The sequence below is a fragment of the Halomonas icarae genome, from assembly GCF_009901955.1.
In the GTDB taxonomy this organism is placed as follows: domain Bacteria; phylum Pseudomonadota; class Gammaproteobacteria; order Pseudomonadales; family Halomonadaceae; genus Halomonas; species Halomonas icarae.
This window is the reverse complement of the sequence record NZ_WUTS01000001.1, coordinates 629,479-654,879: the sequence shown is the minus strand read 5'-3', so window position 1 is coordinate 654,879 and position 25,401 is coordinate 629,479. Positions and strand designations below refer to the sequence as shown.

20 protein-coding genes are annotated in these 25,401 nt (G+C 64.8%); 4 read left to right on the top strand and 16 right to left on the bottom strand.

Annotated elements, in window-relative coordinates; all coding sequences use genetic code 11:
- Positions 1-113: 113 nt before the first annotated feature.
- Complete coding sequence (locus GRB80_RS02990) at positions 114-857, bottom strand: gamma-glutamyl-gamma-aminobutyrate hydrolase family protein (RefSeq protein WP_161422506.1); 744 nt, start codon at positions 855-857, stop codon at positions 114-116.
- Between the two features lie 94 nt (positions 858-951).
- Positions 952-2,265: an NAD(P)/FAD-dependent oxidoreductase gene (locus GRB80_RS02985; protein ID WP_237561908.1), complete on the bottom strand. Its 1,314-nt coding sequence runs from the start codon at positions 2,263-2,265 to the stop codon at positions 952-954.
- 268 nt (positions 2,266-2,533) lie between these two features.
- Between GRB80_RS02985 and GRB80_RS02980 the strand changes: the two genes are divergently transcribed.
- Together GRB80_RS02980 and GRB80_RS02975 are read left to right on the top strand one after the other, a co-directional pair.
- Complete coding sequence (locus tag GRB80_RS02980) at positions 2,534-3,910, top strand: glutamine synthetase family protein (protein ID WP_161422505.1); 1,377 nt, start codon at positions 2,534-2,536, stop codon at positions 3,908-3,910.
- A gap of 78 nt (positions 3,911-3,988) precedes the next feature.
- Complete coding sequence (locus tag GRB80_RS02975) at positions 3,989-5,482, top strand: Na+/H+ antiporter NhaC family protein (protein WP_132042281.1); 1,494 nt, start codon at positions 3,989-3,991, stop codon at positions 5,480-5,482.
- Between the two features lie 136 nt (positions 5,483-5,618).
- Here the strand turns inward: GRB80_RS02975 and GRB80_RS02970 are convergent, their stop codons facing one another.
- From GRB80_RS02970 to GRB80_RS02960, 3 genes are all read right to left on the bottom strand, one after another.
- Positions 5,619-6,317 (bottom strand): glycine zipper 2TM domain-containing protein, encoded by a 699-nt coding sequence (locus tag GRB80_RS02970; protein WP_161422504.1) that lies wholly within the window; start codon positions 6,315-6,317, stop codon positions 5,619-5,621.
- 214 nt (positions 6,318-6,531) lie between these two features.
- The gene (locus GRB80_RS02965; RefSeq protein WP_132042279.1) at positions 6,532-7,398 is read right to left on the bottom strand and encodes a methylenetetrahydrofolate reductase; all 867 of its coding nucleotides are present in this window, start codon (positions 7,396-7,398) and stop codon (positions 6,532-6,534) included.
- A 6-nt stretch (positions 7,399-7,404) separates the two neighbouring features.
- Positions 7,405-8,601 carry a glycine cleavage T C-terminal barrel domain-containing protein gene (locus GRB80_RS02960; RefSeq protein ID WP_132042278.1) on the bottom strand — a complete coding sequence of 399 codons (1,197 nt, stop codon included), beginning with the start codon at positions 8,599-8,601 and terminating at the stop codon, positions 7,405-7,407.
- Positions 8,602-8,837: 236 nt separating this feature from the next.
- Here GRB80_RS02960 and GRB80_RS02955 point away from each other — a divergent pair, with 236 nt between their 5' ends.
- On the top strand, positions 8,838-11,405 hold the full coding sequence (locus tag GRB80_RS02955; protein WP_161422503.1) for a GcvT family protein: 2,568 nt from the start codon (positions 8,838-8,840) through the stop codon (positions 11,403-11,405).
- A gap of 5 nt (positions 11,406-11,410) precedes the next feature.
- Here GRB80_RS02955 and GRB80_RS02950 read toward each other — a convergent pair whose 3' ends face one another.
- A complete protein-coding gene (locus GRB80_RS02950) occupies positions 11,411-12,433 on the bottom strand; it encodes a GlxA family transcriptional regulator (RefSeq protein ID WP_161422502.1) in 1,023 nt (340 codons plus the stop codon).
- Between the two features lie 196 nt (positions 12,434-12,629).
- Here GRB80_RS02950 and GRB80_RS02945 point away from each other — a divergent pair, with 196 nt between their 5' ends.
- Positions 12,630-14,369, top strand: a complete 1,740-nt coding sequence (locus GRB80_RS02945) for a formate--tetrahydrofolate ligase (protein ID WP_161422501.1) — start codon at positions 12,630-12,632, stop codon at positions 14,367-14,369.
- Positions 14,370-14,428: 59 nt separating this feature from the next.
- On the opposite strand, the gene GRB80_RS02940 is transcribed toward GRB80_RS02945, so the two are convergent.
- The 10 genes from GRB80_RS02940 to GRB80_RS02895 form a co-directional block, all read right to left on the bottom strand.
- Positions 14,429-15,721, bottom strand: a complete 1,293-nt coding sequence (locus tag GRB80_RS02940) for an NAD(P)/FAD-dependent oxidoreductase (protein WP_161422500.1) — start codon at positions 15,719-15,721, stop codon at positions 14,429-14,431.
- A gap of 153 nt (positions 15,722-15,874) precedes the next feature.
- Positions 15,875-16,951, bottom strand: a complete 1,077-nt coding sequence (locus GRB80_RS02935; RefSeq protein WP_161422499.1) for an ABC transporter substrate-binding protein — start codon at positions 16,949-16,951, stop codon at positions 15,875-15,877.
- A gap of 53 nt (positions 16,952-17,004) precedes the next feature.
- Positions 17,005-18,372 (bottom strand): glutamine synthetase family protein, encoded by a 1,368-nt coding sequence (locus GRB80_RS02930; RefSeq protein ID WP_161422498.1) that lies wholly within the window; start codon positions 18,370-18,372, stop codon positions 17,005-17,007.
- A 52-nt stretch (positions 18,373-18,424) separates the two neighbouring features.
- Positions 18,425-19,489 carry an ABC transporter substrate-binding protein gene (locus tag GRB80_RS02925; protein ID WP_132042271.1) on the bottom strand — a complete coding sequence of 355 codons (1,065 nt, stop codon included), beginning with the start codon at positions 19,487-19,489 and terminating at the stop codon, positions 18,425-18,427.
- A gap of 39 nt (positions 19,490-19,528) precedes the next feature.
- Positions 19,529-20,326, bottom strand: coding sequence for an ABC transporter permease (locus tag GRB80_RS02920; RefSeq protein WP_161422497.1), 798 nt, complete (start codon positions 20,324-20,326; stop codon positions 19,529-19,531).
- Positions 20,323-21,246, bottom strand: coding sequence for an ABC transporter permease (locus GRB80_RS02915; RefSeq protein WP_132042269.1), 924 nt, complete (start codon positions 21,244-21,246; stop codon positions 20,323-20,325). Before GRB80_RS02915 ends, GRB80_RS02920 begins: the two co-directional genes overlap by 4 nt.
- 10 nt (positions 21,247-21,256) lie before the next feature.
- A complete protein-coding gene (locus tag GRB80_RS02910) occupies positions 21,257-22,366 on the bottom strand; it encodes an ABC transporter ATP-binding protein (protein ID WP_161422496.1) in 1,110 nt (369 codons plus the stop codon).
- 113 nt (positions 22,367-22,479) lie between these two features.
- Complete coding sequence (locus tag GRB80_RS02905; RefSeq protein ID WP_161422495.1) at positions 22,480-23,766, bottom strand: NAD(P)/FAD-dependent oxidoreductase; 1,287 nt, start codon at positions 23,764-23,766, stop codon at positions 22,480-22,482.
- A gap of 256 nt (positions 23,767-24,022) precedes the next feature.
- Positions 24,023-24,790 (bottom strand): HesA/MoeB/ThiF family protein, encoded by a 768-nt coding sequence (locus GRB80_RS02900; RefSeq protein ID WP_161422494.1) that lies wholly within the window; start codon positions 24,788-24,790, stop codon positions 24,023-24,025.
- An 8-nt stretch (positions 24,791-24,798) separates the two neighbouring features.
- Positions 24,799-25,299, bottom strand: a complete 501-nt coding sequence (locus GRB80_RS02895; RefSeq protein ID WP_132042265.1) for an Lrp/AsnC ligand binding domain-containing protein — start codon at positions 25,297-25,299, stop codon at positions 24,799-24,801.
- Positions 25,300-25,401: the final 102 nt, after the last annotated feature.

Sequence of the window (25,401 nt, the reverse complement as noted above, 5' to 3'; positions counted from 1 at the left end):
CTCCAATAGAACCACAGAGCCCGCGGCCATGGCCGCGGGCTCTGTGAATTGGCGAATGTTAGCTTGGTGCATGTGAGGCTTGCGACATCGCGCCAGCCTGCTTCTCATAGTGACTAGCGCGAGTTGACGCAGGCCGCGGCGAAGCCCTGGAAGATGGCGTCGTACAGGGGATGGCTGGTGGGCTGCCACTCCGGGTGCCACTGGACCCCCAGCGCGAAGGCACTGGCATCACGCACGGAAATGGCCTCGATCAGACCATCCGGCGCGACGCCCTCGACGCTCAGGCCATCGCCAAGCCGGTCGATGCCCTGCTGATGAAGCGAATTGACCCGGGCACCGCGCTCGGGATAGAGGCCGGCCAGCACCCCACCCGGCTCGATGGAGAGTTCATGGGTCGGCGCATACTGCTGCTCGGCATCGCCCTCGGGCTCACGGTGGTCGAGCTTGCCTGGCTGATTCTGCACCGCCTGATAAAGCGTGCCGCCGAAGGCCACATTGAGCTCCTGAAAGCCGCGGCAGATACACAGCAGGGGCATGCCTCGCTCCAGGCTGGCCGGCAGCCAGGCCATGGCCGCGGCATCACGGTCCTTGTCATTACGGGTATTCTCCGGCGCCCTCTTGGCGCCGTAGCGTGCGGGCTCCACGTTGGTATGGCTGCCGGTCAGCAGCAGGCCATCGAAGTGGGACAGCAATCGCCGGGCATGGTCGGGGTCGGTATCTTCCCATACCGGCAACACCACCGGGTCCAGCCCGTAGGTGCGCAGTGCCGTCAGATACTTGTCGGTCACCATATGGGCCGGATGACCCTCGACCTCACGACGACAGGCGATCACTGCCACCAGGGGACGGTTTTGCATGAGATTCTCCTCAGGGTTGTTCCCTCTCATCGACACCCGGCGTCGATCAGAGGTTGCTGGCCGGCGAGGTCACGCCGGGAGCGCTCCTCGAATATCAGACACCGAGCCTGTCGCGCAGGCCGTACCACCATGACCCCATCACCGAATAGGGCACGCGGAGCAGACGCCCGCCCGGGAACGGGAGCCATGGCACCTTCTCGAAGACATCGAACCGGGTCAGGTCACCGTCGATCGCCTCGGAGAGGATACGTCCGAAGGTATGTGACCCGGTGACGCCATGTCCGCTGTATCCATGGGCAAAGTAGGTATTATCGCCGATGCGTCCCATCTGTGGCACGCGGCTGAACGAGAGGGCAAAGTTACCGCTCCAGGCGTAGTCGATCTTGACTCCCTTGAGCTGCGGAAACACCTTGTCCATGTTCCGCTCAAGCTTGGCCTTGATATCGCGGGGGTCCGAGCCTCCATAGACCGTGCCACCACCGAACAGCAGCCGCTTGTCGCCCGACAGGCGGTAGTAGTCGAGGATATAGCGGATATCCTCGACGCATGCATCGGTCGGCAGCAGGTCGTGAGCCCGCTCCTCGCCCAGCGGCTCGGTCGCCATTACCTGCGTGGAGACCGGCATTACCCGCGAGGTCAGCGTCGGTACCACCTTGCCCAGGTACGCATTCCCGCACAGGACCAGGGTCTGACAGGTCATGGAGCCCTTGGCGGTTCTGACCACCGGCTGTGGCGAGGCGTGATCCACCTCGACCACCGGCGACATCTCGTAGATCACCCCACCGTTACGCTCGAACGCCGCCGCCTCACCCAGGGCCAGGTTCAGCGGATGCATATGCCCCCCGGAATGATCGATCAAGCCTCCGGCATAGAGATCGGAGTTCACATGCTCGCGCAGCTGTTCCTTGTCCAGCATCTCCTGGTTCTTGATACCGTAGCTGGCCCACAGATTCATGCGCTCTTCCAGCTCTTTCATGTGGGCGCCGGTCAGGCCGGTGAAGATGTTTCTCTCCTTCAGGTCGCACTGAATGTCATAGGTGCGCACCCGCTCGCGGATGATCTCGCCCCCCTCCTGCACCAGGCCGGCTACGAAGGTCGCCGTATCCTGGCCGTAGCGCTTCTTGATCGTCTGCAGGCTGGCATTCAACCCATTGACGATCTGACCGCCATTGCGCCCCGATGCCCCCCAGCCGACTCGCGCGCCTTCGATGATGGCAACCTTGTAGCCCTTTTCCGCCAGATGCAGACCGGTCGAGAGGCCGCTGTAACCCGCACCGACGATACAGACATCGATCCGGTGGTCACCGACAAGTTCGGGCCGCTCCGGTGCAGGATTGGCAGAGGCAGCATAATAACTCGTGGTATGGCTGCCATCGCCGGCATAGGGGTGTCTCTTCATCGTCATCATGCGACCTCTGATTCGTCATGCTGGTTGAGTGTTATTCAGGACGAGTCGAGAATTCTCACCAGCGGGATGAGTGTTGCTCTTTCATCAACAAGCTACCACCCAACACCCAGGCGCGCAAATTCAATACAACATCATGTTTTTAAAACCATTTAATAAGAATTTTATTGTTTTATTCGACTAAAGGCTCGATCTATACGGTATATAAAATTTGACAACAGCGGTCGCCGGTCTGAAAAATGAACACGACGACAACACAACAGGTGCCAACATGACCGCTCCCAATGCCGACGAAGCGAACACCTTTCTCGAGCAGCATCCCGAGATCACCAGCATCGACCTGCTGATCAGCGACCTCAATGGCGTGTTGCGCGGCAAGCGAGTGTCACGAGAGAATCTCGAAAAGGCCTACACCCAGGGCATCAACCTGCCCGCCTCGGTGTTCGCTCTTGATATTCTCGGCAACACCGTCGAGGAGACCGGCCTGGGCCTGGACAGCGGGGACGCCGATCGTGTCTGCCGCCCCCTCCCGGGCACCCTGATGCCCACGCCCTGGCGGCGCCAGGGACGCCAGGCACAACTGCTGATGGCCATGGAGGAAGCCGACGGTAGCGGCTTCTTCGCCGAGCCGCGGCATGTGCTGGAGCGCCAACTGAAGCGCCTGGAGGCTCGCCGGCTGACCCCGGTCGTGGCCGTGGAGATGGAGTTCTACCTGGTCGACCGCGAACGGGCCGAGGGGGGGATGATCCAGCCCCCACGCTCTCCCGTTACCGGTGAGCGTGCCAGCCAGAGTCAGCTCTACTCGGTAAACGAGCTCGACGAATATGCCGACTTCCTGGAGGCCGTACAGGCTGCCGCCGAGGCGCAGCAGCTGCCGCTGGACACCATGTTGAAGGAGTGTGCGCCGGGGCAATTCGAGATCACCCTGAAGCATGGACCCGACGTCCTGGCCGCCTGCGACGCCGCGGTGCTGCTCAAGCGTCTGATCAAGGGGGTGGCACAGCATCACGGTTTCGAGGCCACCTTCATGGCCAAGCCCTATGGTCTGGAGGCGGGCAACGGCACCCACGTGCATATCAGCCTGCTCGACGACTCAGGCGACAACGTCTTCGCCGCCGCCGATGGCGATGTGCTGGGCAGCACGACCCTCAAGCATGCCGTTGCCGGACTACTCGAGCAGATGCCGGCCAGCGTGGCGCTGTTCGCCCCGAACCTGAACTCCTTCCGACGCTTCCAGCCGGGACTCTATGTGCCCATGACCCCCACCTGGGGCTTCGACAATCGCTCGGTGGCGATTCGCATTCCCTCCGGCCCCAACGCCGCCCGGCGCCTGGAGCACCGCGTGGCGGGTGCCGATGCCAACCCCTACCTGCTGCTGGCCGCCCTGCTCGCCGGTATCGAGCATGGCATCGCCGGAGAGCTCACGCCTCCCCCGGCGGTGACCGGTAACGCCTACGATCAGTTCGCCCCCAGCCTGACCAACAGCTGGCGCCAGGCCCTTGACCTGCTCGAGGAGAGCGAGTCGCTGCGCGAGGCACTGGGCCAGGACTTTCTGACGGTCTTTCTGGCCAATCGGCGTGTCGAGCGCAGCCAAGCCATGCAAGAGGTCAGTCAGCTGGAAATCGACTGGTACCTGCGTCACGTCTAACTCTCTTCCGCTCCGACGAGAGACAACCACAACAGCAACGTCGACCCGTCGCCCTACTGCCGACCGGGAGGTAATCCCATGAGCTCCAACCAGGCCGCGCGCCACCCCTTCTCCCCTTCCCTGCCGGACCGCCGCGGTACCGGCAAGACCTTCGCCCTGGTCACTGCCCTGTTGCTCACGGTCGGGGGCCTGACCCTCAACCATGAGCCCGGCACGCCATTCGGCTGGATCAGCCTCGTCCCGTCGTTGATCGTGCTGGTGGTCGCCATCGCGACCCACCGCACCCTGGAGGCGCTGGCCATCGGCGCCCTCTCGGGGCTGATCATGCTGCAACCCGACGACTTCATCGGCGAGCTGTCCGACATCTCCATGGCGGTCATGATGGATGAGACCATCGCCTGGCTGATCCTGGTGTGCGGCCTGATGGGTGGCTTCATTGCCATGCTGGAAAAGTCGGGCTGCACCCTGAGCTTCAGTCACTTCATGACGCGGCTGGTCAAGACTCGCCGCCAGTCGTTGCTGAGTACCGCCACGCTGGGCGTACTGATCTTCATCGACGACTACCTCAATGCGCTGGCCACCTCGGCCGCCATGAAGCGACTCACCGATCGATTCGGTGTCTCCCGGGAAAAGCTGGCCTATATCGTCGACTCGACGGCGGCTCCCGTCTGTATTCTGGTACCGATCTCCACCTGGGCGGTCTACTTCGCCGAGCTACTCGAAACCAACGGTGCCACCGATGGCCCGGGAATGTGGCTCTATATCCAGTCGATCCCGTTCATGCTCTATGGCTGGGTGGCCATGGGACTGGTCCTGCTCGTCGCCATCGGCATCATGCCCGATATCGGCCCGATGAAGGCCGCCGAGGAGCGTGCCAGAAACGGCCAGCCGATCCCCGACAACGCCCCGGAGGTCGCGCTCGGGGAGGATGATGTGCCCATCACGCGGCCATGGGTCGGCGTGATGAACTTCCTGCTGCCGATGGCGGTACTGATCGGCGCCAGCGCCTGGTTCGAGATCGACCTTCTCAAGGGCGTGATCGTGGCCATCATGTTTACCATCCTGCTCTACCTGATCCAGCGACTGGCCACCTTCGCCACGCTGATGGATGCGATCATGGACGGCTTCAGGACCATGATGCTGCCGCTCGCCATCGTCGCCGTCGGCTTCGTGCTTCGCGAGATCAACGACCAGCTCGGCATGACGGCGTTCATGATCGACTCTCTTACCCCCTATCTGACGGTCGCCATGCTGCCGGCCATCGTCTTCCTCTCCATGGCCGTCGTGGTGTTTGCCACCGGCTCCTCATGGGGGGTGTTCGTGATCTCGATCCCCATCGTGGTCCCCATCGCGCAGAGCATGGGCGCCCCGTTGCCGCTGGTGGTCGGTGCCCTGCTTTCCGCCTCGAGCTTTGGCAGCCACGCCTGCTTCTTCTCCGACTCCTCGGTGCTCTCCTCCCAGGGCAGCGGTTGTCAGCCGATGCAACATGCGCTGACGCAGATCCCCTACGCCCTGATCGGGGCACTGGTGACCACCCTGGGCTTCCTCGCCCTGGGCATACTGATGACCTGACCCCTCAGGCCAGCTCCCTGGCACCTGGATACACCATACCGCCCCCGAGCCTTTCGCTCGGGGGCGGTATGGTTACTGAACGATAGATAGGGCCTGGTGGGAGCGTGACACACCGTGCCGCGGCAGCGCCCTTGGCTCACACCTCGGTGGATGCCTCGGCCGTGGCGTCGGACTCGGCCTGCCACTGCACCTCGCCATCGATCACCGGCAGACGTTCGGCCTGGGGAGGCGTCTCCAGGCGCCGAGACAGCTCCTCGCCATCGAGGCGGTAGGTGACCTCATAGCCCTGCGACTCCTCATGCTGTTCCACGACCGTCCGGCACTCTTCCTCGACCACCACCCGCTGGCGGGTCTCGTAACGCGTCTCATAGCGGGTCTCGTACTGCACCTGGCCACCGGCCTGGACATGCTGGCTCGCCTCGACGCGCTCCTGAACCTCTCGTCCGGCCAGGGCGCCGCCGATGGCACCCGCCACGGTGGCGATCTTCTTGCCGCTGCCACCACCGACCTGATTGCCCAGCAGTCCTCCGACGAGAGCGCCGGCGGCACTGCCGACGATGCGGTGAGGGTCGCGGCTGGCCGCCGCACCGGACGGGGTCGGCGCTTCCACCGGAACCTGAACCGGCACCTCGACCGGGACTTCCTCGCTCACTACCCGCTCAACGTCCTCGCAGACCTCTCGAGGCCGCTCCACGGTTCGGGTCACGGGCTCGACCGCCAGGATCTCGGCATACACCGGCCCACGTGGCTGCTGGACCTGCCAGGCCCCGAACGCCAGCCCCCCGATCCCCAGCACGGCCAGCGTCGCGCCGACAACGATCGACGTCTTGCTCATCTGTCATCTCCTGATAAGAGCGGAATACCATTCACTGAAAACACTTTCGGGCTCAAGGCGAGCGTGACCCGAATGGCATGCGGCGATGAGAGGGGAAGCGCGATCCGGCGCTGCCCGACCCGGCACAGTATAGGGCGAGGAGTACCCTCGAGGCGGCAGCGGCGACGACTTCCACAGAGCTTCCCCACCTGTCGCCAGAAAGAAACATTCAATCTCAGCCCAGGGGTTCGCCGGCCGAGGTGACGGGATCAGCCACAGACGACGTCGACTCTGGCCGGCCGGCCATCAGGCGCAGACGCGCCTCCAGCCAACGTTGGGTGGGTTCGACCCGATTGAAGGTATAGACGTGCAGGCCGATGAAACCGTCGACGCCATCACCGAGAAGCGGCTCCACCTTCTCCAGCAGGGCATCGGGACGAAAGTCCGAAGGGCTCAACAGTCGTCTCAGCCAGCCCGACTGGCGACGCAGGGCACGCATCGAGGGCCCCAGACCCAGACGCATGGCGATGGCCAGCAGCCGCTTGGGCTCCATCACCCCGGGGATGCCGGCATAGACCGGCAGGGCAAGCCCGAGCCGTGACTGACGCCTGCGCCAGGCCAGCAGCGGCTCGGCCTCGAAGCAGAGCTGGGTCACGGCATAGTCGGCCAGAGACGCCTTGGCGACGAGGTCACGCTCCAGGGCATCCCCGTCGATGGCGTGATGCCCCTCGGGATAGACGGGAACCCCCACCCGCGCCGGCCGTTGTGCCAGGCCCTCCATGGCCTGGAGCAGAGCGAGGCCATGGGAGTAGTCGCCCAGCGGGCTCTCTCCATCGCCACCCACCACGAAGATATCATCGACACCCAGGGCCACCAGGCGCTCCAGCAGCGACTCCAGGTGGGCGCTATCCCGTACCCGTCGGGCCGCCAGATGCGGCACCACGCAAAACCCTCTATCGACCAACCACTCGGTGGCCTCGAGGGTCCTCTCGAGGCCGTGGCGTGGTGAGCAGGTCACGGTGACCGTGGCGCCTGCGGGCAGGGATAGCGCCGCTTCCTGCATGCCGACGAGGGGCATCAGCTCGAAGCGGATCGACGTCATATGTTCTTACTCCTTGGGAATGGTCTTGGTCGGATCATGGAAGGGCTTCTCCACGACCACGGCATCCTGCAGTCCGGTATTGGCCTCGATCCGTAGTTCCGTACCCAGCTCGGCATGCTCGATGGGTACCATGGCATAGCCGATATTGCGCTCCTGGCGCGGCGAGCGGGTGGCCGAGGTGACCTGACCAATACGCTCGCCGCCCGGTGTGAAGACCGGGAAGACGTCGATCATGCTGCCATCGATGAAGTAGCCCACGCTAGGCCCGTCGATCTCCACCCCCACCAGCTTGCGCGATACTCCTTCGGCCTTGATGCGCTCCAGGGCGGAACGACCGATGAAGTCATCATCCCCGCGCAGGTCCACCATCCAGTCGTATCCCATTCCCACCTCGAAGGGGTTGGTGTCGTACCAGATGTCGCAGCCGAAGGCGAGGATCCCCCCCTCGATACGACGGATATGGCAGGGGCCGATCACCTGCATGCCGTGGGGACGTCCGGCCTCGAACACGCGCTGCCACAGGGCCTCGCCGAAGCGACTGGCCTCGCGCAGATAGATCTCGTAGCCGACCTCGCCCGAATAGCCAGTGCGCGAGATCACCACCGACATGCCGTCGAGCTCCGCCTCCATCAGGTGATAGTAGGGCATCGCCAGCACGGCTTCGCCGAACAGGTCCACCATCACCGCCTTGGCCCTGGGGCCCTGGACCTGCACCGGTGCCACATCCACCTCGCGCAGGGTGACATCGAGTCCCGAGTTGACGGCAAGCCCCTGGCACCACAACAGGATGTCGCTATCGGCCAGCGACAGCCAGAAGCGGTTCTCCTCGATGCGCAGCAGCACCGGGTCATTGAGGATGCCACCATCGGGGCCGGTGACGAAGACATACTTGCACTGCCCGACCTGGCAGTGGCGCATGTCACGGGGAACCAACCGCTGGGTGAAGGCGAAGGCATCGGGCCCCGATATCTCGATCTGGCGCTCGACCCCGACATCCCACAGGGTCACACCCTGCACCAGGGCCCAGTACTCGTCCACGGGGTCGGTATAGAGCCGTGGATGATAGTGGTGATTGTAGACACTATATTTTCGCACCCCATGGCGCCGCGAGGCATAGAAGAAGGGTGACTTGCGGATACGCGGATAGAGCAGAATCTCCGGTGCTTCCCGGGCGTGCTCGACGCTTTCGATGACCTGGGACATGACGCTCACCTCATGGGTCGCTGTGACAGGTACCGGCCCCGCGCCGGCCCCATGCCTTCGACACTAGACCCGACCGGGGCCACCCATCTCGCCATGGGCGGCCCACTCTTAGCCGTAGGCGACAGCCCCGGCGGCAGCCTGTCGCCAGCGGACAAGGAGGCGTCGTCGCGGGACAGCGTGACCTGCCGGGGCTGCCTTATGCTGGCAGAAACTCAGGTGCTCTCAGGAGGTTGACCATGGCAACCCTACCCTCGCAGGCAGACGCGGTGATCATCGGCCTGGGCGGCATCGTCGGTGCCTCGGTGGTCCACCACCTCATCGAGCTGGGCTGGACCAATCTGGTGGGTCTGGAGACCGCCGCCCTGCCCTCGGACGTCGGCTCCACCGCTCACGCCTCCGACTTCTGCTACATGACCTCCCACGACCGCCTGAGCTGCTATACCACCACCTACAGCCAGCGCTTCTTTGAAGCAATGGGCCACTATCACAAGTCCGGCGGGCTGGAGATCGCAAGGGTCGGCGACGACGCGCGCCTGGCCGAGCTCCAGCGCAAGGTCGCCTCGGGCAAGGCATTCGGTACCCACGCCTGCATGATCGATGCCGACGAGACGGTGGCACGCTTCCCGCTGCTGGAGCGCGACCTGGTGCTCGGCGCCCTCTGGGATCCCGACGCCGGGCTGGTGGTACCACGCTCCCAGCGCGTTGCCGGCGAGCTGATCGAGAAGGCCGTTGCCAGCGGCCATCTGCACGCCTTCGCCGAGACCCCGGCGCTGGATATCGATGTCCGCGATGGACGGGTTCACGGCGTCGAGACGCTGAAGGGCTATGTCTCGACGCCTCTGGTGATCGTTACCGCCGGTATCTGGGGACCGATTCCCGCTGCCATGGGCGGCGCCGCCCTGCCGCTGATGCCACTGGAACACCCGCTGATCTTCTTCGGTCCCTTCGACACCTTCGCCGGCAGTGGCAAGGAGATCGGCTACCCCTTGCTGCGCGACCAGGGCAACTCCGCCTATCTGCGCGATACCGGTGACCCGGCCAGCACCGAGGGCGGTCAGCTCGAACTGGGTTACTATGAGCCGAGGGAACCACGCCTGGTGGAGCCGCATGCCATCCTCGATCGCCACCGGGCCCGGCTCTCCCCCTCGATGCGCGACCTGGAGATCGACCAGGTCGCCGAGGCGCTGGAGCGCGCCATGGCGCTCACTCCGGTGCTCGGCGAACTGGGGCTGGACGAGAAGCACTCCTTCAACGGCCTGCTCTCGGTCACCTCCGACGGTGGCTCGCTGGTAGGCGAGTCGCCGGAAACCCGCGGCCTGTGGTTCTGCGAGGCGGTCTGGGTCAAGGACGCCCCTGGCATGGGCAAGCTGCTGGCCGAGTGGATCACCCGGGGCCGGCCCGACATGGACCCCTGCAGCGTCGATATCGCTCGCTTCTATCCGGTGCAGAAGACCCCGCACCACGTCCATGGACGCTGCCGGGAGATCGCCCAGAAGATCTACGACCCGCCGGTACACCCCCGGGAGCCCTTCGCCAGCGGCCGCAATCTCAGGCGCGGCCCCTTCTGGTCGAGGGAGCAGGAGCTGGGGGGCTACTTCATGGAGGCCGCTGGCTGGGAGCGCGCCCACGGCTATGCCGCCAACGAAACGCGTCTGGCCGCCTATCTGGAACGAGTCCCGGAGCGCCCCGCCGAATGGGATGCCCGCCACTTCTGGCGTGTCGCCAATGCCGAGCAGCTCGCCATGAGCGATGACGTGGGCATGGTCAATCTCTCCCACTTCGCCATCTACGATATCTCGGGACACGATGCCGAGGCACTGCTGGAGCGTCTATCGGTGGCGCGCATCGGTGGCGACACCCCCATCGGCAAGGGGGTCTACACCCACTTCCTCGACGACGCCGGCGGCGTGCATTCCGACCTCACCATCGTGCGCCTGGCGCCGAACGGCTGGCGGGTGATCTGTGGTGGCGATACCGGCCACCGCGACCTGATGTGGATCATCCGCCATGGCGAGGAGTGGGGACTGAGCCGCTGGCACCTGGAGGACCGCACCGACGGCCTGGCCACCCTGGGTCTGTGGGGCCCCAACGCCCGACGCACCCTGCAGGCACTCGCCGATCTGCCAGAGGCCTTGGACGATGTCCACCTCCCCTTCGCCACCACCCGCGAGATCCGTGTCCAGGGCCTGCCGGTCTGGGCCTTCCGAATCTCCTATGTGGGTGAGCAGGGTTGGGAACTATACGTCCCCTTCAGCTACGGGCTGGCGCTCTGGGACCGACTGTTCGAGGCCGGCGTCACGCCGGTGGGGATAGACACCTACGCCAACAGCCGTCGCCTGGAGAAGAGCCTGCGCCTCCAGAATGTCGACCTGCTCACCGACTACAACCTCCTGGAGGCGGGCCTGGCCCGCCCCAAGGTGAAGAGTGCAGAGTTCCACGGCAAGAGCGCCCATCTCGAGCAACGTGGTCGAGAGCATCAGCCGGCTACCCTCTGCACCCTGGTGATGGAGGATCACCACGACAGCAGTGGCATACCGCGCTTTCCGGTCGGCCAGGCACCACTGCTCGACCCCGAGAGCGGTGAGGTGCCGGTGGATACCCTGGGACGGCGCTCCTATACCACCAGCATCGCCTGGGGCCCCTCGCTCGAGTGCAATATCGCGCTGGGCTATCTGCCCAGGGCCTATGCCGAAGAGGGCCGTCGACTGCTGCTGGAGTACTTCGGCGAGCACTACTCCATGCGCGTGGCCGCCGTGGGCTACCGGGCGCTATACGACCCGCTGGGCGAGCGACCACGCAGTTGAGCGGCCTACTCCTCCAGACTCCGTTCGTGGGATATCGTCAACTCGGCCTGGCGCAGCGCCCGCCGCTTGCGCTCGCCGCTCGGCGAGTGGCCGAAGTGGTCGTGATAGCACTTGGTGAAGTGAGGCGGCGAAATGAAACCACAGGCCAGCGCCACCTCGGTGATCGGCATATCGGTCTGCAGCAGCAGGAGTCGCGCCCGAGCCAGGCGCAGGGCCAGGTAGTACTTCAGCGGAGGCACCTCCACATAGCGCTGGAACAGCCGCTCCAGCTGACGCCGCGACAGGCCGGCATAACGCGCCAGCTCATCCAGTGCCAGCGGCTCCTGCAGGTTGGCCTCCATCAGGGTGGCCACCTCCTCCAGCTTGGGGTGGCTATGCCCCAGACGCACCCGCAGTGGGGTGCGCTGACGGTCGTCGACCCCGCGAATGCGCTCATGAATGAACTCCTCGGCAATCGCCTCGGCCAGGCCGAGGCCCTGCTGGCGACCAATCAGGTTGAGCATCATGTCCAGCGGGGCAATCCCCCCCGAGCAGGTGAAGCGGTCGCGATCCATGACGAAGAGTTGCGAGGAGAAGGTCACGGCGGGAAAGCGCCGCGCCGCGTGTAGGCTCCCGATATGCTCCCAATGCAGGGTACAGCGGTAGCCGTCGAGCAGCCCCGCCATCGCCAGCACATAGCTACCGGTGCACAGCGCTCCCAGCGGGGTGCCGCGCTCGGCCAGGCGGCGCAACCAGGTGAGCACCGGACGTTCGCAGTGCGCCTGCACTCCTACCCCACTGCACACCAGCATCAGGTCCAGGGCCGGCATCGGCTCCAGCGCCTGGTCCACCAGCGTGGCCAGGCCGTTGCTGGCATGCACCTCACCCCCATCATGACTCACCAGGTGCCAGGTATAGAGCCGGTGGCCGGCCAGATGGTTGGCCATCCGCAGTGGCTCCAGGGCCGAGGCGAAGGCGAGCTGAGAGAAGCCCGGCAGCAGCAGAAACCCGATATTGTAGTGGCAACCTGCCACGGCGGTGGTTGACATACTCACTGGCTCCCGAAAGGCAGGCGATGACGCTTGGACATCAGAGATAGCCTATCCTCGTCGTTTCGGGCAAGCGAGTGACAATCACGATCACCGTGTCGCTGAGCCATAGACCCTCGACGTCGCCAGGTAAGAGAAGCGAAAGAGGCGGACAATACTGAACCCGACGACCGGCGTTTCCCCAGGAGCAATCGCCATGCCGACCCAAGCGACCGACCCCACCCCCGCGCAACCCAACGACAACCTGAGCATCGCCAGGGCGGCACGGCTCTGGCCCATCGAGGAGATCGCGCACCGCCTGGGCCTGCCCGGCGAGGCGGTGGAGCCCTACGGGCGCGGCATCGCCAAGATCGACCTTACGGCCATGACGGCACTGGCCGAGTCTCCTCGCGGGCGCTATGTCGTCGTCACCTCGATGACACCGACGCCCCCCGGTGAAGGCAAGACCACCACCGCCATCGGCCTGGTGCAGGGACTCCAGCGCCTTGGCCATTGCGCGGCGGTGGCCCTGCGCCAACCCTCCATGGGGCCGACCCTCGGGCTCAAGGGTGGCGCCACCGGCGGCGGCCACAGCCAGGTGCTGCCCATGGAGCGCATCAACCTGCATCTCACCGGTGACCTGCATGCCGTCGCCGCGGCACACAATCTGCTGGCGGCCATGGTCGACAACCATCTGCATCACCGCCTCGCACCGGAGCTCAGCCCTCGGGACATCTGCTGGCAGCGGGTGATCGACCTCAACGACCGAGCGCTTCGCCACCTGGTGCTGGGCCTCGGCGGTCGCGGCGACGGCGTGCCTCGTCAGGGGGGCTTCGAGATCACCGCCGCCTCGGAGGTGATGGCGGTGCTGGCGCTGGCCGACTCGCTGGCCGACCTGCGGAAACGACTGGGGCGATTGATCGTGGGGCTCGACCGCGACGGCGAGCCGGTCACCGCCGAGCAGATCGGCGCCGCCGGTGCGATGACGGTGCTGCTCAAGGAGGCACTCAAGCCCAACCTGCTGCAGACCCTGGAGCATGCACCGGCGCTGATCCACGCTGGCCCCTTCGGCAATATCGCCCACGGCAACTCCTCCATCGTCGCCGACCGCATCGCCCTGCATGCCGCCGACTTCGTGGTTACCGAGGCCGGCTTCGGCGCCGACATGGGGGGAGAGCGCTTCTTCAATATCAAGTGTCGTGCCTCGGGGCTCACCCCCGACGCCGCGGTGCTGGTGGTCACGGTGCGCGCCATGAAGTACCACTGCGGCCAGCACCGGGTGATTCCCGGCCAGCCGCTGCCGACCTCGCTGCTGGCCGAGGCCCCCGGAGAGGTCATGGCGGGAGGCGCCAACCTGCTCAAGCAGATCGACAACGTGCGGGCCCATGGCCTGACACCGGTCGTGGCGATCAACGCCTTCCCCGGGGACCATCCGAGCGAAGTGGCCGCCATTCGCGAGCTATGTGCCTCGGTGGGGGTACGCGCCGAACTCTCCACCCATGTGCGCGACGGCGGTGAAGGAGCCGTGGCGCTGGCCGAGGCGCTGGTCGAGGCGACGGAGGGGGTCGCCGCTGACACCGACGCCTTTCACTACCTCTACCCCGATGAGCTGCCCCTGGTGGACAAGATCGAGCGCATCGCCACCCGGCTCTATGGCGCGGACGGCGTCGACTTCGCCCCGGGCATACGGGAGCGTCTGGCGAGTTGGGAGGCAAGAGGCTACGGCGTGCTGCCGGTGTGCATCGCCAAGACGCATATGTCGCTGTCTCACGATGCACGCCTGCTGGGCGCCCCCAACGGCTGGCGCCTGCCGGTACGCGAGGTGCGCCTCTCGGCCGGCGCCGGCTTCGTCTACGCCCTGGCCGGCGATATCCGTACCATGCCCGGGCTCAACGCCTCGCCGGCTGCCACCCGAATCGATATCGATGACGAGGGTAATACCGTGGGCCTGTATTGACACCCTCTCACCTTATCGACCCCTGTCGGTCCCGGCGCCCCTCGTGACGACATCACGGCTCAGAGCCCGAGCTTGTCACGGGCCTGGTAATACCAGGCTCCCAGGGCGGAGAGCGGCACCCGCAGCAGGCGTCCACCGGGGAACGGCAGATGCGGCAGCCCGGCAAAGGCGTCGAAGCGCTCTCCCTGACCGTGCATCACTTCGGCGATCAGCTTGCCGGCCAGGTGAGTACAGGTCACACCGTGGCCAGAGTAGCCCTGGGCATAGTAGACATTGCCATTGATCACCCCGAACTGAGGCATCCGGTTGAGGGTCATCAGGAAGGTACCGCTCCAGGCGTAGTCGATCCCGACGTCGGCAAGTTCGGGGAAGGTCTTGAGCAGCTTGGGCCGTATGACACTCTCGATATCTGCCGGGTCGCTACCGCCGTAATTGACCCCTCCCCCATAGAGCAGCCGGTTGTCGCGGGTCAGGCGGTAGTAGTCGAGGAGATAGTTGCAGTCTTCCACCGCCAGGCCGTTGGGCAGCAGCCCACGTGCCCTCTCCTCGCCCAGAGGCTCGGTGGTGATGATCTGGGTACCGCAGGGCATCGACTTGCCCTCGATTTCCGGCAGCACACCCTTGAGATAGGCATTGCCGGCCATGACCACCCGCCCGGCACGCACCCGCCCCCTGGCGGTCGACACCACCGCCGGGTCACCATGCTTCAGCTCCGTGACCGGCGAGTGCTCGAAGATACGTCCACCCAGGGACTCCACGGCGGCCGCCTGGCCCAGCACCAGGTTGAGTGGATGCAGGTGGCCACCGCCATGATCGACCAACACACCGGTATAGCGGTCGCTTATCACTTCGCGCTTGAGCGCCTCACCCTCCAGCAGCTCGAGCTCCCGGTAGCCATAGCGTTCCCACAGCGCCTGATGCTCGCGCAGCCCCTTGAGCTGTTGACCGTTACAGGCGGCGAAGAGGTTGCCGTCGCGCAGATCGCAGTCGATGTCATAACGGGCCACGCGCTCGCGGATGATGCGGTTGCCCTCGAAGGCCATGTCGCCCAGGGCCCGGGCGGTCTCGGCCCCGTACCTGGTCTCGATCACATCCATGTCGCGGCTGTAACTGTTGACGATCTGGCCGCCATTACGCCCCGAGGCACCGTAACCGATCCTGACCGCCTCCAGCACCACCACCGAAAGCCCACGCTCCGCCAGATGCAGGGCGGCTGAGATTCCCGTGAAGCCGGCTCCCACCACGCACACATCACAGTCGATATCACCCTCGAGGGCGGGGCGTTCGGGTGTCGGATTGGCGGTATCGGCATACCATGATGCGGCGTGACCGCGTTCGAACGAGACGGACATGGCGACCCCTTGCTGGTAACTTTATTTGACACCATGCCGCGACTTTACCGGCCAAAACGGCATAATAACAACAATCAAGACTCATGATACTCACCATAAGAAAACCGCCGACAAGCACTCCGTCGGCGGCATCCCCTGTGGATGGCGGTGACCTTAGCGGCTGCGCGCCTCGTTCCAGAGTTCCTGCAGCAGTTCCAGCTCCTCGCCACTCACCGAGGGGGTGAAGTGCAGTCGCTCCCGCGCCGCCGAATCCGGCATCACCGGCGGTTCGCGCAGGGCATCGTTGACCAGCTCCAGCGCCGCCTCGTTGGGCGTGGTGTAGAAGTTGTAGTTGGCCAGACGCGCAGCCACCTCGGGTCGCAGCAGATATTCGATAAAGGCCTGGGCGGCCTCGACATTGGGGGCACGCGACGGAATCGCCAGCACATCGACCCAACGCTGGGAACCCTCATGGGGGATAAAGAACCCCAGCTTGCCGTAGATCTCGGGATCCTCGGCACGCTTGTTGGCCAGGTCGCCATTGTAGGCCACGCCGGCGTGGATCACCCCGTTGGCCACCTGCTCGATGGCCGCCGTGGCATCCGTGAAGCCCACGAAGTTGTCGCGGTTGCGGGTCTCGATGATCTGCCTGGCGGCCGCCACCCAGGGCTCCTGGCCCACACAGTCGAAGCCGGCCCCCTGGAAGGCGCAGGCGGTGCCGAAGGTGAACTGGGCGTCCCCCTTGAGCAGCGCGAAGGGATAGTCGTCATTGACCTCGGGGTCGTAGAGCAGCCCCCAACTAGGTTCGGGCGAAGGCCAGGTCTCGGTGTTGTAGACAATACCGGTGGCGCCCCACAGGTAGGGCACGGTGTAGATCCCCTCGGGGTCATAACTCGGCCCGCGGAACTCGCTTAGGATATTGTCGTGCCCCTCGAGCTCTTTCCCCTCGACCGTCAGCGGTCGGATCAGGCCGGCCTCGATCAGCCGCGGCACAAAGTAGTCCGAGGGCACGATCAGGTCGTACTGGGCGTCACCGCCGGCAGTCAGCTTGGAGAAAAGCTCGGCATTGGAGTTGTAGTAGTTCTGCACCACCTCGAGGCCGGTCGCCGCCTCGAAATCCTCGATGATCGCAGGGTCCATGTAGTCGGACCAGTTGAACAGCCGCAGCTTGCCATCCTCGGCCGCCGCGACAAGACTCACGGCCAGCAGGCCCAGCCCCGCAAGCGGGGTCCAGTGTCTTGGTATCAGCATCGTCAATCTCCCTGTTTCGAATCGCCGAGGGCGTCAGGCCCTCGGCCACTAGCCTAGACCCTGAGCAGCAGGTGCTCCCGCTCCCAAGAGCTGATGACCTGGAAGTAGGCGCGATGCTCGGCCCGCTTCACCGCCAGATAGCTGTGCGTGAAGCGCTCGCCGAGGATATCGGAGAGGGCCTGGCAGTCCTGCAGCAGACCCAGTGCCGGCCCGATATCGTCGGGCAGCTTGTGGCCGCCCGACCAGGCCGAACCGGTCATCGGCGGACGTGGCTCGAGTTGGCTCAGCATGCCCAGATAGCCACAGGCCAGCGAGGCCGCCATCACCAGATACGGATTGGCATCGGCACCGGCCAGCCGGTTCTCCACGCGGGTCGCCTCGGGTGTCGATACCGGCACCCGCAACCCCACGGTGCGGTTATCCATGCCCCACTCCACGTTGATCGGTGCCGAGCCGCTGCTGTCGGTACGCATCAGGCGACGATAGGAGTTGACGTTGGGCGCCAGCAGCGGCATCGCCGCCGGCAGATACTTCTGCAGGCCACCGATGAAGTGGTGGAACAGCCGACTGGGCTGGCCGTCGTCGCCGGCAAACAGGTTATGGCCGCACTCGCTATCCAGCAGGCTCTGATGAATATGCATGGAGCTACCGGGCTCATTGGCCATCGGCTTGGCCATGAAGGTGGCATACATGCCGTGGCGCAGTGCGGTTTCACGCAGGGTGCGCTTGAACATCACCACCTGGTCGGCCAGTGCCAGCGGGTCCCCATGCTGGAAGTTGACCTCCATCTGCCCCGCTCCCTCCTCGTGGATCAGGGTGTCCAGATCGAGGCTCATGGCGTCACAGTAGTCATACATCTCCTCGAACAACGGATCGAACTCGTTGACCGCATCGATGGAGAACGACTGGCGACTGCTCTCCTGGCGCCCGGTACGCCCGATGGGCGGCTCCAGCGGGTAGTCGGAGTCGGTGTTGGTCTTGACCAGATAGAACTCCACCTCCGGCGCGATCACCGGTTTCCAGCCACGCTCGGCGTAGAGCCCTAGCACCCGCTTGAGCACATGGCGCGGTGCCAGATCCACCGGCTCGCCGGTCAGGTAGAAGCAGTCATGAATGATCTGCGCGGTAGGATCCTCGGCCCATGGCACCAGGTAGATGGCTCCGGGGTCGGGCACCAGCTCCATGTCCCGCTCGGTCTGGTTCCAGAAGCGAATATCCTCGTCGTCGGGATAGCCCCCAGTCACGGTCTGAATAAAGATCGAATCGGGCAGACGGGGTCGTCCACCGTTGAGGTACTTGCCGGCAGGCATGATCTTGCCCTTGAGAATGCCGGTCAGGTCGCTGACCAGGCACTCGACCTCGGTAATGCCATGTTTCTGGAACCAGTCGTTGAGAAGCGGCTGTTCCTGTCGGTTACTCATGGGGAATGTCCTTGCTTATGGAAAGGCGGCCCCGCTCACCGGGGCCATCCACTCAGCGCGACTGCACTTCCGACCACAGCTGCTGGAACACCTGCAGCGACTCGCCCTCAAGGCTCGGGGTGAAGCGCAGACGCTCCATATCCGCCTCACTGGGCTGCACCGGGGGCTGGGTCAGCACTTCATCCAGATAGGGCTCCGCCGCGGCGTTGGGGCTGGCGTAGTAGTTGAAGTTGGAGAGCTGGGCACCCACTTCGGCGTCGAGAATGAAGTCGATGAACTGGTGCGCCAGGTCAGGGTTCGGGGCCTCGGCGGTGATCATCATCGAGTCGACCCACATCTCGGCGCCCTCGTCGGGAATCATGAACTGCAGCGACGCGAAGGTCTCGGGGTCTTCCTCCTTGAAGTAGAGGTAGTCACCGTTGTAGGTGAGGCCGGCATGGGTCACCCCCCGGGCCAGCTGCTGCAGCTGGGGCGTACCGTCGCTGAAGCCGCTGAAGGTCTCGCGATTCTTGGTCTCGATCAGCAGTCGCGCGGCCTCCTTCCAGCCCTCCGGGTCGGTGCAGTCGTAGCCATGCCCCAGATAGGCACAGGCCCCCCCCAGATTGACCTGGCCATCGCCCATCAGTGCGAAGGGGTGTTCGGGATTGACCTCGGGGTCGAAGAGCAGCGACCAGCTCTTGGGTGCATTCGGGAAGGTCTCGCTGTTGTAGACCAACCCGGTGGTCCCCCACTGATAGGCCGCGGTGTACTCGGCACCCGGATCGAAGATCGGGTCCTTGAACTGGTCCATCAGGTTATCGAAGTTGGGGATCTTCGACTTGTCCAGCGGCTGCACCAGCCCGGTCTTGATCAGTCTCGGCACATAGTAGTTGGAAGGCACGATGATGTCGTACTGCGAGACACCACCCGCCTGAAGCTTGGAGAGCATTTCCGGCAGCGAGTTGAAGTAGTTCTGAACCACCTCGACATCGTGTTTCGCCTCGAAGGCCTCGATGATCTCGGGGTCCATGTATTCGGTCCAGTTGAACAGGTAGAGCTTGTTCTCCTGGGCCTGGGCACTGCCGGCCAGCAGCGCGGCACCGATGGATAGGGCGAGTGCACTCTTGTTGATTGTCATGATGACTCTCCTGGTTTCCCTGTGAAGGCAAGTGCCGGCTCACGCCTGCCGGCGACGGCTGAAGATCAGGCTGATGACGGCGACAATGGCGACCGCCGCGATCATCAGGGTGGCGATGGCATTGATCTCCGGCGACACCCCCTTCTTGATCGCGCCCCAGATATAGATCGGCAGGGTCGCGCTCTCCGGTCCCGCGGTGAAGAAGCTGATGACGAAGTCATCCACCGAAAGGGTGAAGGAGAGGAAGAAGGCCGAGATCAGCGCCGGCTTGATGGTCGGCAGCATGAAGTGGATAACGCGCTTGGTGGGCGTCGCGTAGAGGTCCTTGGCCGCCTCGAACAGCGTCGGGTCCAGGCCCACGAAGCGCGAGTAGACGATCAGCGCCACGAAGGGAATCTGGAAGGTGACGTGGGCGATGATCATGGTCCCCAGGCCAGGCTGCAGGAAGCCGGTCAGGCGGTGGACCTGCACGAAGAAGGCCATTTCCGAGATGCCGAAGACGATATCCGGCAGCACGATGGGCAGATAGATCAGCACGATCAGCCAGCCCAGCTTGCGATGGCGGTGGCGGTACATGCCATAGCCGATCAGACAGCCGACCACCAGCGCGATGACAGAGGAGACGATCGCCAGCACCATGCTGTTGGCGAAGGCCGAGAGGATCTCCTCGTTGCCCAGCAACCGCTCGTACCAACGCCAGGAAAACCCCGTGAAGCGTGCGGCACTGTTGGAGGCGTTGAAGGAGAACAGGGCGACAACGGCCAGCGGCAGATAGAGGAAGGCCAGGGTGAACCACCAGAAGCCAGTCAGGCTTCGCTTGAGTGTGCGCTTTCTCATATCACCACCTCTTCCCCGCCACCCAGACGCTTGCCGATGCGACGCATGGCGTACAGCCCGATGAAGGTAGCGATCAGCATCAGGATCGCGCCGGCCGCACCGAGCGGCCAGTTGGCCCCGCCCGAGAACTGGCTGGCCACCAGGTTGCCGAGCATCATGCCCTTGCCGCCTCCCAACAGCTCGGGAATCACGTACATGCCGAAGGCAGGGATCGCCACCAGCACGACGCCGGCCAGCAGCCCCGGCAGGGTCTGGGGAAAGACCGCGTGCCAGAAGGCACGCACCGGCGAGGCGTAAAGATCCTGAGCGGCCTCCACCTGGGCAGTGTCGAGCTTCTCGAAGGCGGCGTAGAGCGGCAGCACCATGAACGGTAGGAAGTTATAGACCAGCCCCAGGGTGACGGCGAAGTTGGAGGGATAGAGCCCCATGTTGGGCGCGATCAGGCCCAGTCCCTCGGCCAGGCTGGAGAGCGGAGTGCCCGGTGCCAGCAGGTTCATCCAGCCGAAGGTACGGATCACCTGATTGGTCCAGCTGGGTACCACCACCAGCAGCAGCATGATCGGTCGCCACTTCTCGCGGCAGGTGCTGATGTAATAGGCGATGGGGTAGGCCACCAGCACCACCAGTCCGGTGGAGACCAGGGTCTGCCAGAGAGAGCGCAGCAGGGTATAGAGGTTACCCGGGCTCCAGCCGAGAAAGCCGAAACCGGCCAGGCGCTCGAAGGACCCGAGCGACAGCGGCATCTCGGGCAGCCCGTAGGGGCCATTGGTCATGAAGGCCACCCCCATCAGATAGGCACTGGGGAGCACCAGGAAGATGATGATCCAGATGGCACCCGGTGCCACGGTCAACAGCAGGTGGCGACTCTCGCGCACCATGGCCCGGCTGCGGGCCGATGGAATCACGCCGGCATAGGACATGGATGGCTCCTTATTCACTCAGGGTGACCAGGTCTTCCGGCGCCACCGATACGGTGACCCGGTCGCCTACCTCGGGCAGGCGTCGACCGCGGTTGTTCAGGGTCGCCTGCAGCGTGGTCTCACCCACCTCGAGCCGATATTCCGCATGGCTGCCTCGATAGAGCCGCTCGGTCACGGTGGCCGGCAGACGATTGTCGCCTTGCTGCTCGCCAGGCAGCAGGTCCAGGGTCTCGGGACGAATCAACAGCAGATCGCCCTCACCGACCGCCTCGCCCCTGAGCACGCCCAGGGGCGTGGTCAGTCGGTCGCCATCCCGGGCGCTGATGGGATAGAGATTGTCATGGCCCATGAACCGTGCAACGAAGGCATTGGCCGGGTGCTCATAGACCTCCCGGGGTGGTCCGACCTGCTGGATCACCCCGCCGTTGAGTACCGCGATACGGTCGGACATCACCATCGCCTCATCCTGGTCATGGGTCACGAACACGAAGGTCATGCCCAGGCGCTTCTGGACCCGCAACAGCTCTACCTGCAGCTGGCTGCGCAGGCCAGCATCGAGCGCCGACAATGGCTCATCGAGCAGCAGCACGTCGGGCTCATTGACCAGCGCCCTGGCGAGGGCGATGCGCTGGCGCTGCCCGCCGGAGAGCTGGTCGACGCGCCGCTCCACCAGATCACCCAGCTGGATGAACTCGGCGATCTTGGCGACGCGTGCCTCGCGCTGCTCCGGAGGCATGCCGCGCATCTTGAGCCCGAAGGCCAGGTTCTCCCGCACGGAGAGATGCGGGAAGAGCGCATAGGACTGGAAGACGGTATTGACGCTGCGCTGATGGGGCGGCACCTCGGTAACGTCGCGGCCGCCGATGGCCAGGCGCCCGGCATCGGCCTCCTCGAGGCCCGCGAGGATGCGCAGCAGGGTGGTCTTGCCGCACCCCGAGGGGCCCAGCAGGGTGAAGAACTCCCCCGCTTCGATCACCAGGTCGACACCATCCAACGCCACGGTATTGCGACCGAAGCGTTTGTGCAGCCCCTGCATCTCGATGGAAGAGGCATCGCGAGTCGACTCCTCCATCTCGGTTGAAGAGGTATCGGCGGCCTCCAGGGTCAGAGTATCGGTCATCGGCTTGCTCTCTGTTCTTATGGAATCGGCTGTTATGGAATCGGCTGGTATGGAGTCGGTCGTGATGGCATCGCTCGTTGTGGCGTCGAGGGCCATAACATCGTGTCTCCCCATCAGAGCCGATCACGAAGCTTATAGAAGGTGGTGGCCAGCACCAACAGAGGGGTGCGCAGCAGGGAGCCGCCGGGAAAGTGCCGGTGAGGCATGGCGGCGAAGGCATCGAATCGCTCGGCCTGGCCGGCGATGGCCTCGGCCATCAGCCGCCCGGCCAGCCCCGCGAGAGCCATGCCGTGACCGGAGTAGCCCTGGGCGTAGTAGAGATTACTACCCAGGCGGCCGAAGTCCGGTGCACGATTCAAGGTGATCGCCACGTCACCCCCCCAGCGATATTCGATGGGAATCCCCTCGAGCACCGGGAAGAGCCTCGCGATCTTGGCATCCATGCGCGCCTGGATGCCCTTGGGTTCGCGGCCGTCATAGCTGACCTCGCCGCCGTAGATCAGCCGCCGATCGCCGGAGAGGCGATAGTAGTCGAGCACGAAGTTGGCATCCGACAGGGCATCATTGTAGGGGAGCACCCGGGCCGCCTGGGACTCGCTGAGCGGGGCCGTGGCGATCATGTAGTTGGCGGCACGCATCACCCGCCCCGAGAGCTCCGGCGCCAGGCCGGCCTGGTAGGCATTGGTCCCCAGCACCACGAAATCGGCGGTGACCCGGCCGTTGGTGGTGTGCACGCTGGCCGGCTGGTTGCGCTCGATTGCCACGGCGGCGCTATGCTGGTGGATACACACCCCTGCATCGCGTGCGGCACGGGCCAGGCCCAGGGTGTAGTTGAGCGGATGCAGATGGCCGGCCGCGGATTCATACAAGGCGGCCGGATAGGCATCGGTGACCACCCGTTCGCGCAGCGCCTCGCCCTCGAGCATCTCCAGGTCGTGATAGTCATAGTCGCGGGCCATGCGGTCGCGATACTCGGCCAGCTCGCGCACATGACGCTCCTTGACCGCCGCATGCAGATAGCCCCACTCAAGGTCACAGGGAATGGCGTGACGCTCGACACGCTCGGCGGTCAGTGACACCGCCTCGCGGCCCAGATTCCATATATCACGGGCGGCCTCTCGCCCCAGCGCCCTCTCCACCGTGGCCATGTCGGTGCCCAGGCCCGGCAGGATCTGTCCGCCGCTGCGTCCCGAGGCGCCGTGCCCGATCTCTCCGGCTTCCAGCAACACCACCGAATAGCCCCGTTCGGCCAGCTCCAGGGCCGCCGAACAGCCAGTGATCCCTCCACCGACCACACAGACATCGGCGCGGACCTCCCCCTCAAGGGGTAGGCAGGGGCCAGGGTCAACGGCGATGGAGTCTCGATACCAGGAGTTCGGCGGTGCGGCGTGGTCGGTCATGCAGGCTCCCCGGGGTTGGGCACTGATGGGATATTGTCGTTGTTGTCATGAGGGTGCTGACTGAGTGTCAGTTTGATACCAGGCGACACGTTGATGTCAAGTATTCAATAACACCTTGCCCCGACCAGCCACGCCACAAGCCCCGGGGCGTCACATGAAGGGCCACCTTCTCAGCTCCGGCTCAGCACCAGCTCAGCCCCGGATCATCCGCCGACGAGGCACCGGACCCCGGCGCGTTGCCAACAGCGTCAGGAAGTCACCATCGCGGGGCAGACGCTCGATCGCCGCAGGTGCCGCAGGCGGGGTCGCGGGAGATGCCGAAGCGGCGCCATTCCCCGCTCAGGCCATCGAAGGTGGAGAGCCCCTGATGAGTCGCCCCGGCGCCGCTCAGCAGCTTGATCGCCTCGAGTGCCTGAAAGCTTCCGACCAGTCCCACCAGCGGTGCCACCACGCCACTTTCGGCACAGGAGAGCGCCTGATCGCCCTGCCCATCGGGCGGATAGAGACAGGCATAGCAGGGACTGTCGGGGTCGCGATGATCGAATACCGCCAGCTGGCCCGAGAAGCGGATCGCCGCGCCGGAGATCAGCGGCACCCCGGCCGCGCGGCAGGCGGCGTTGATCGCATAACGGCTGGAGAAGCGATCGGTGCAGTCGAGTACCGCGTCGACGCCGGCCACCGCCGCCGCCATGCTCTCCCCCTGCAGATGGTCGGTGAGCGTCTCGATGCCACATCTCGAGTTGAGCGCCTGCGCCGCTTGGCGCGCCGACTCCGCCTTGTTGCGCCCGAGGTCCGCTTCGCCATGGGCGATCTGGCGCTGCAGGTTGGAGAGTTCGACTTCATCGGCATCGGCCAGGGTCAACCGCCCGACCCCGGCAGCCGCCAGATAGAGGGCCACCGGCGAACCGAGCCCACCGGCGCCGACGACCAGAACATGGCTGGCGAGCAGGCGTTCCTGCCCCTCGATGTCGATGGACTCCAGCATGATCTGGCGGCTATAACGCAGCAGTTCCTGGTCATTCATGGCGCGGCTCACTTGTGTTCAAGCTCCTCGATATCGGGGATATGAAGGGAGAACTCCTCCTTGACCTCCTCCATCACCACATAGCTCTTGGACTCCTTGACCCCAGGCAGGGTCAGCACCACATCACCCAGCAGCTGGCGATAGGCGGACATCTCAGGAATACGACACTTGAGGATATAGTCGAATTGCCCCGAGACCAGATGGCACTCCTGGATCTGCGGCAGGCGCGCCACGGCACGACGGAACTCGTCGAATACCGCCGGTGACTGGGTCTCCAGGCTGATCTCGACGAACACCAGCAGATTGGCCTTGAGGGCCCGGGGATCAAGCACCGCCCGGTAGCCACGGATCACCCCCGAACGTTCCAGCCGCTTGACCCTCTCCAGGCAAGGGGTGGTGGAGAGCCCCACCTGGCTGGCGAGGTCAACATAGGAGATGCGGGCGTTCTCCTGCAGGCAGCGCAGGATCTTCAGGTCGATGCGATCGAGGGTACGAGTCTTGGCTTTCATGGAGTGAGGGACACCGTCGAAGGGGCATTAGCGCCGCCGCGACAGCAGAATCTACCAGGATTCACCCTGCATAACGGCAGCTAACGGAAATATCATCTGCAA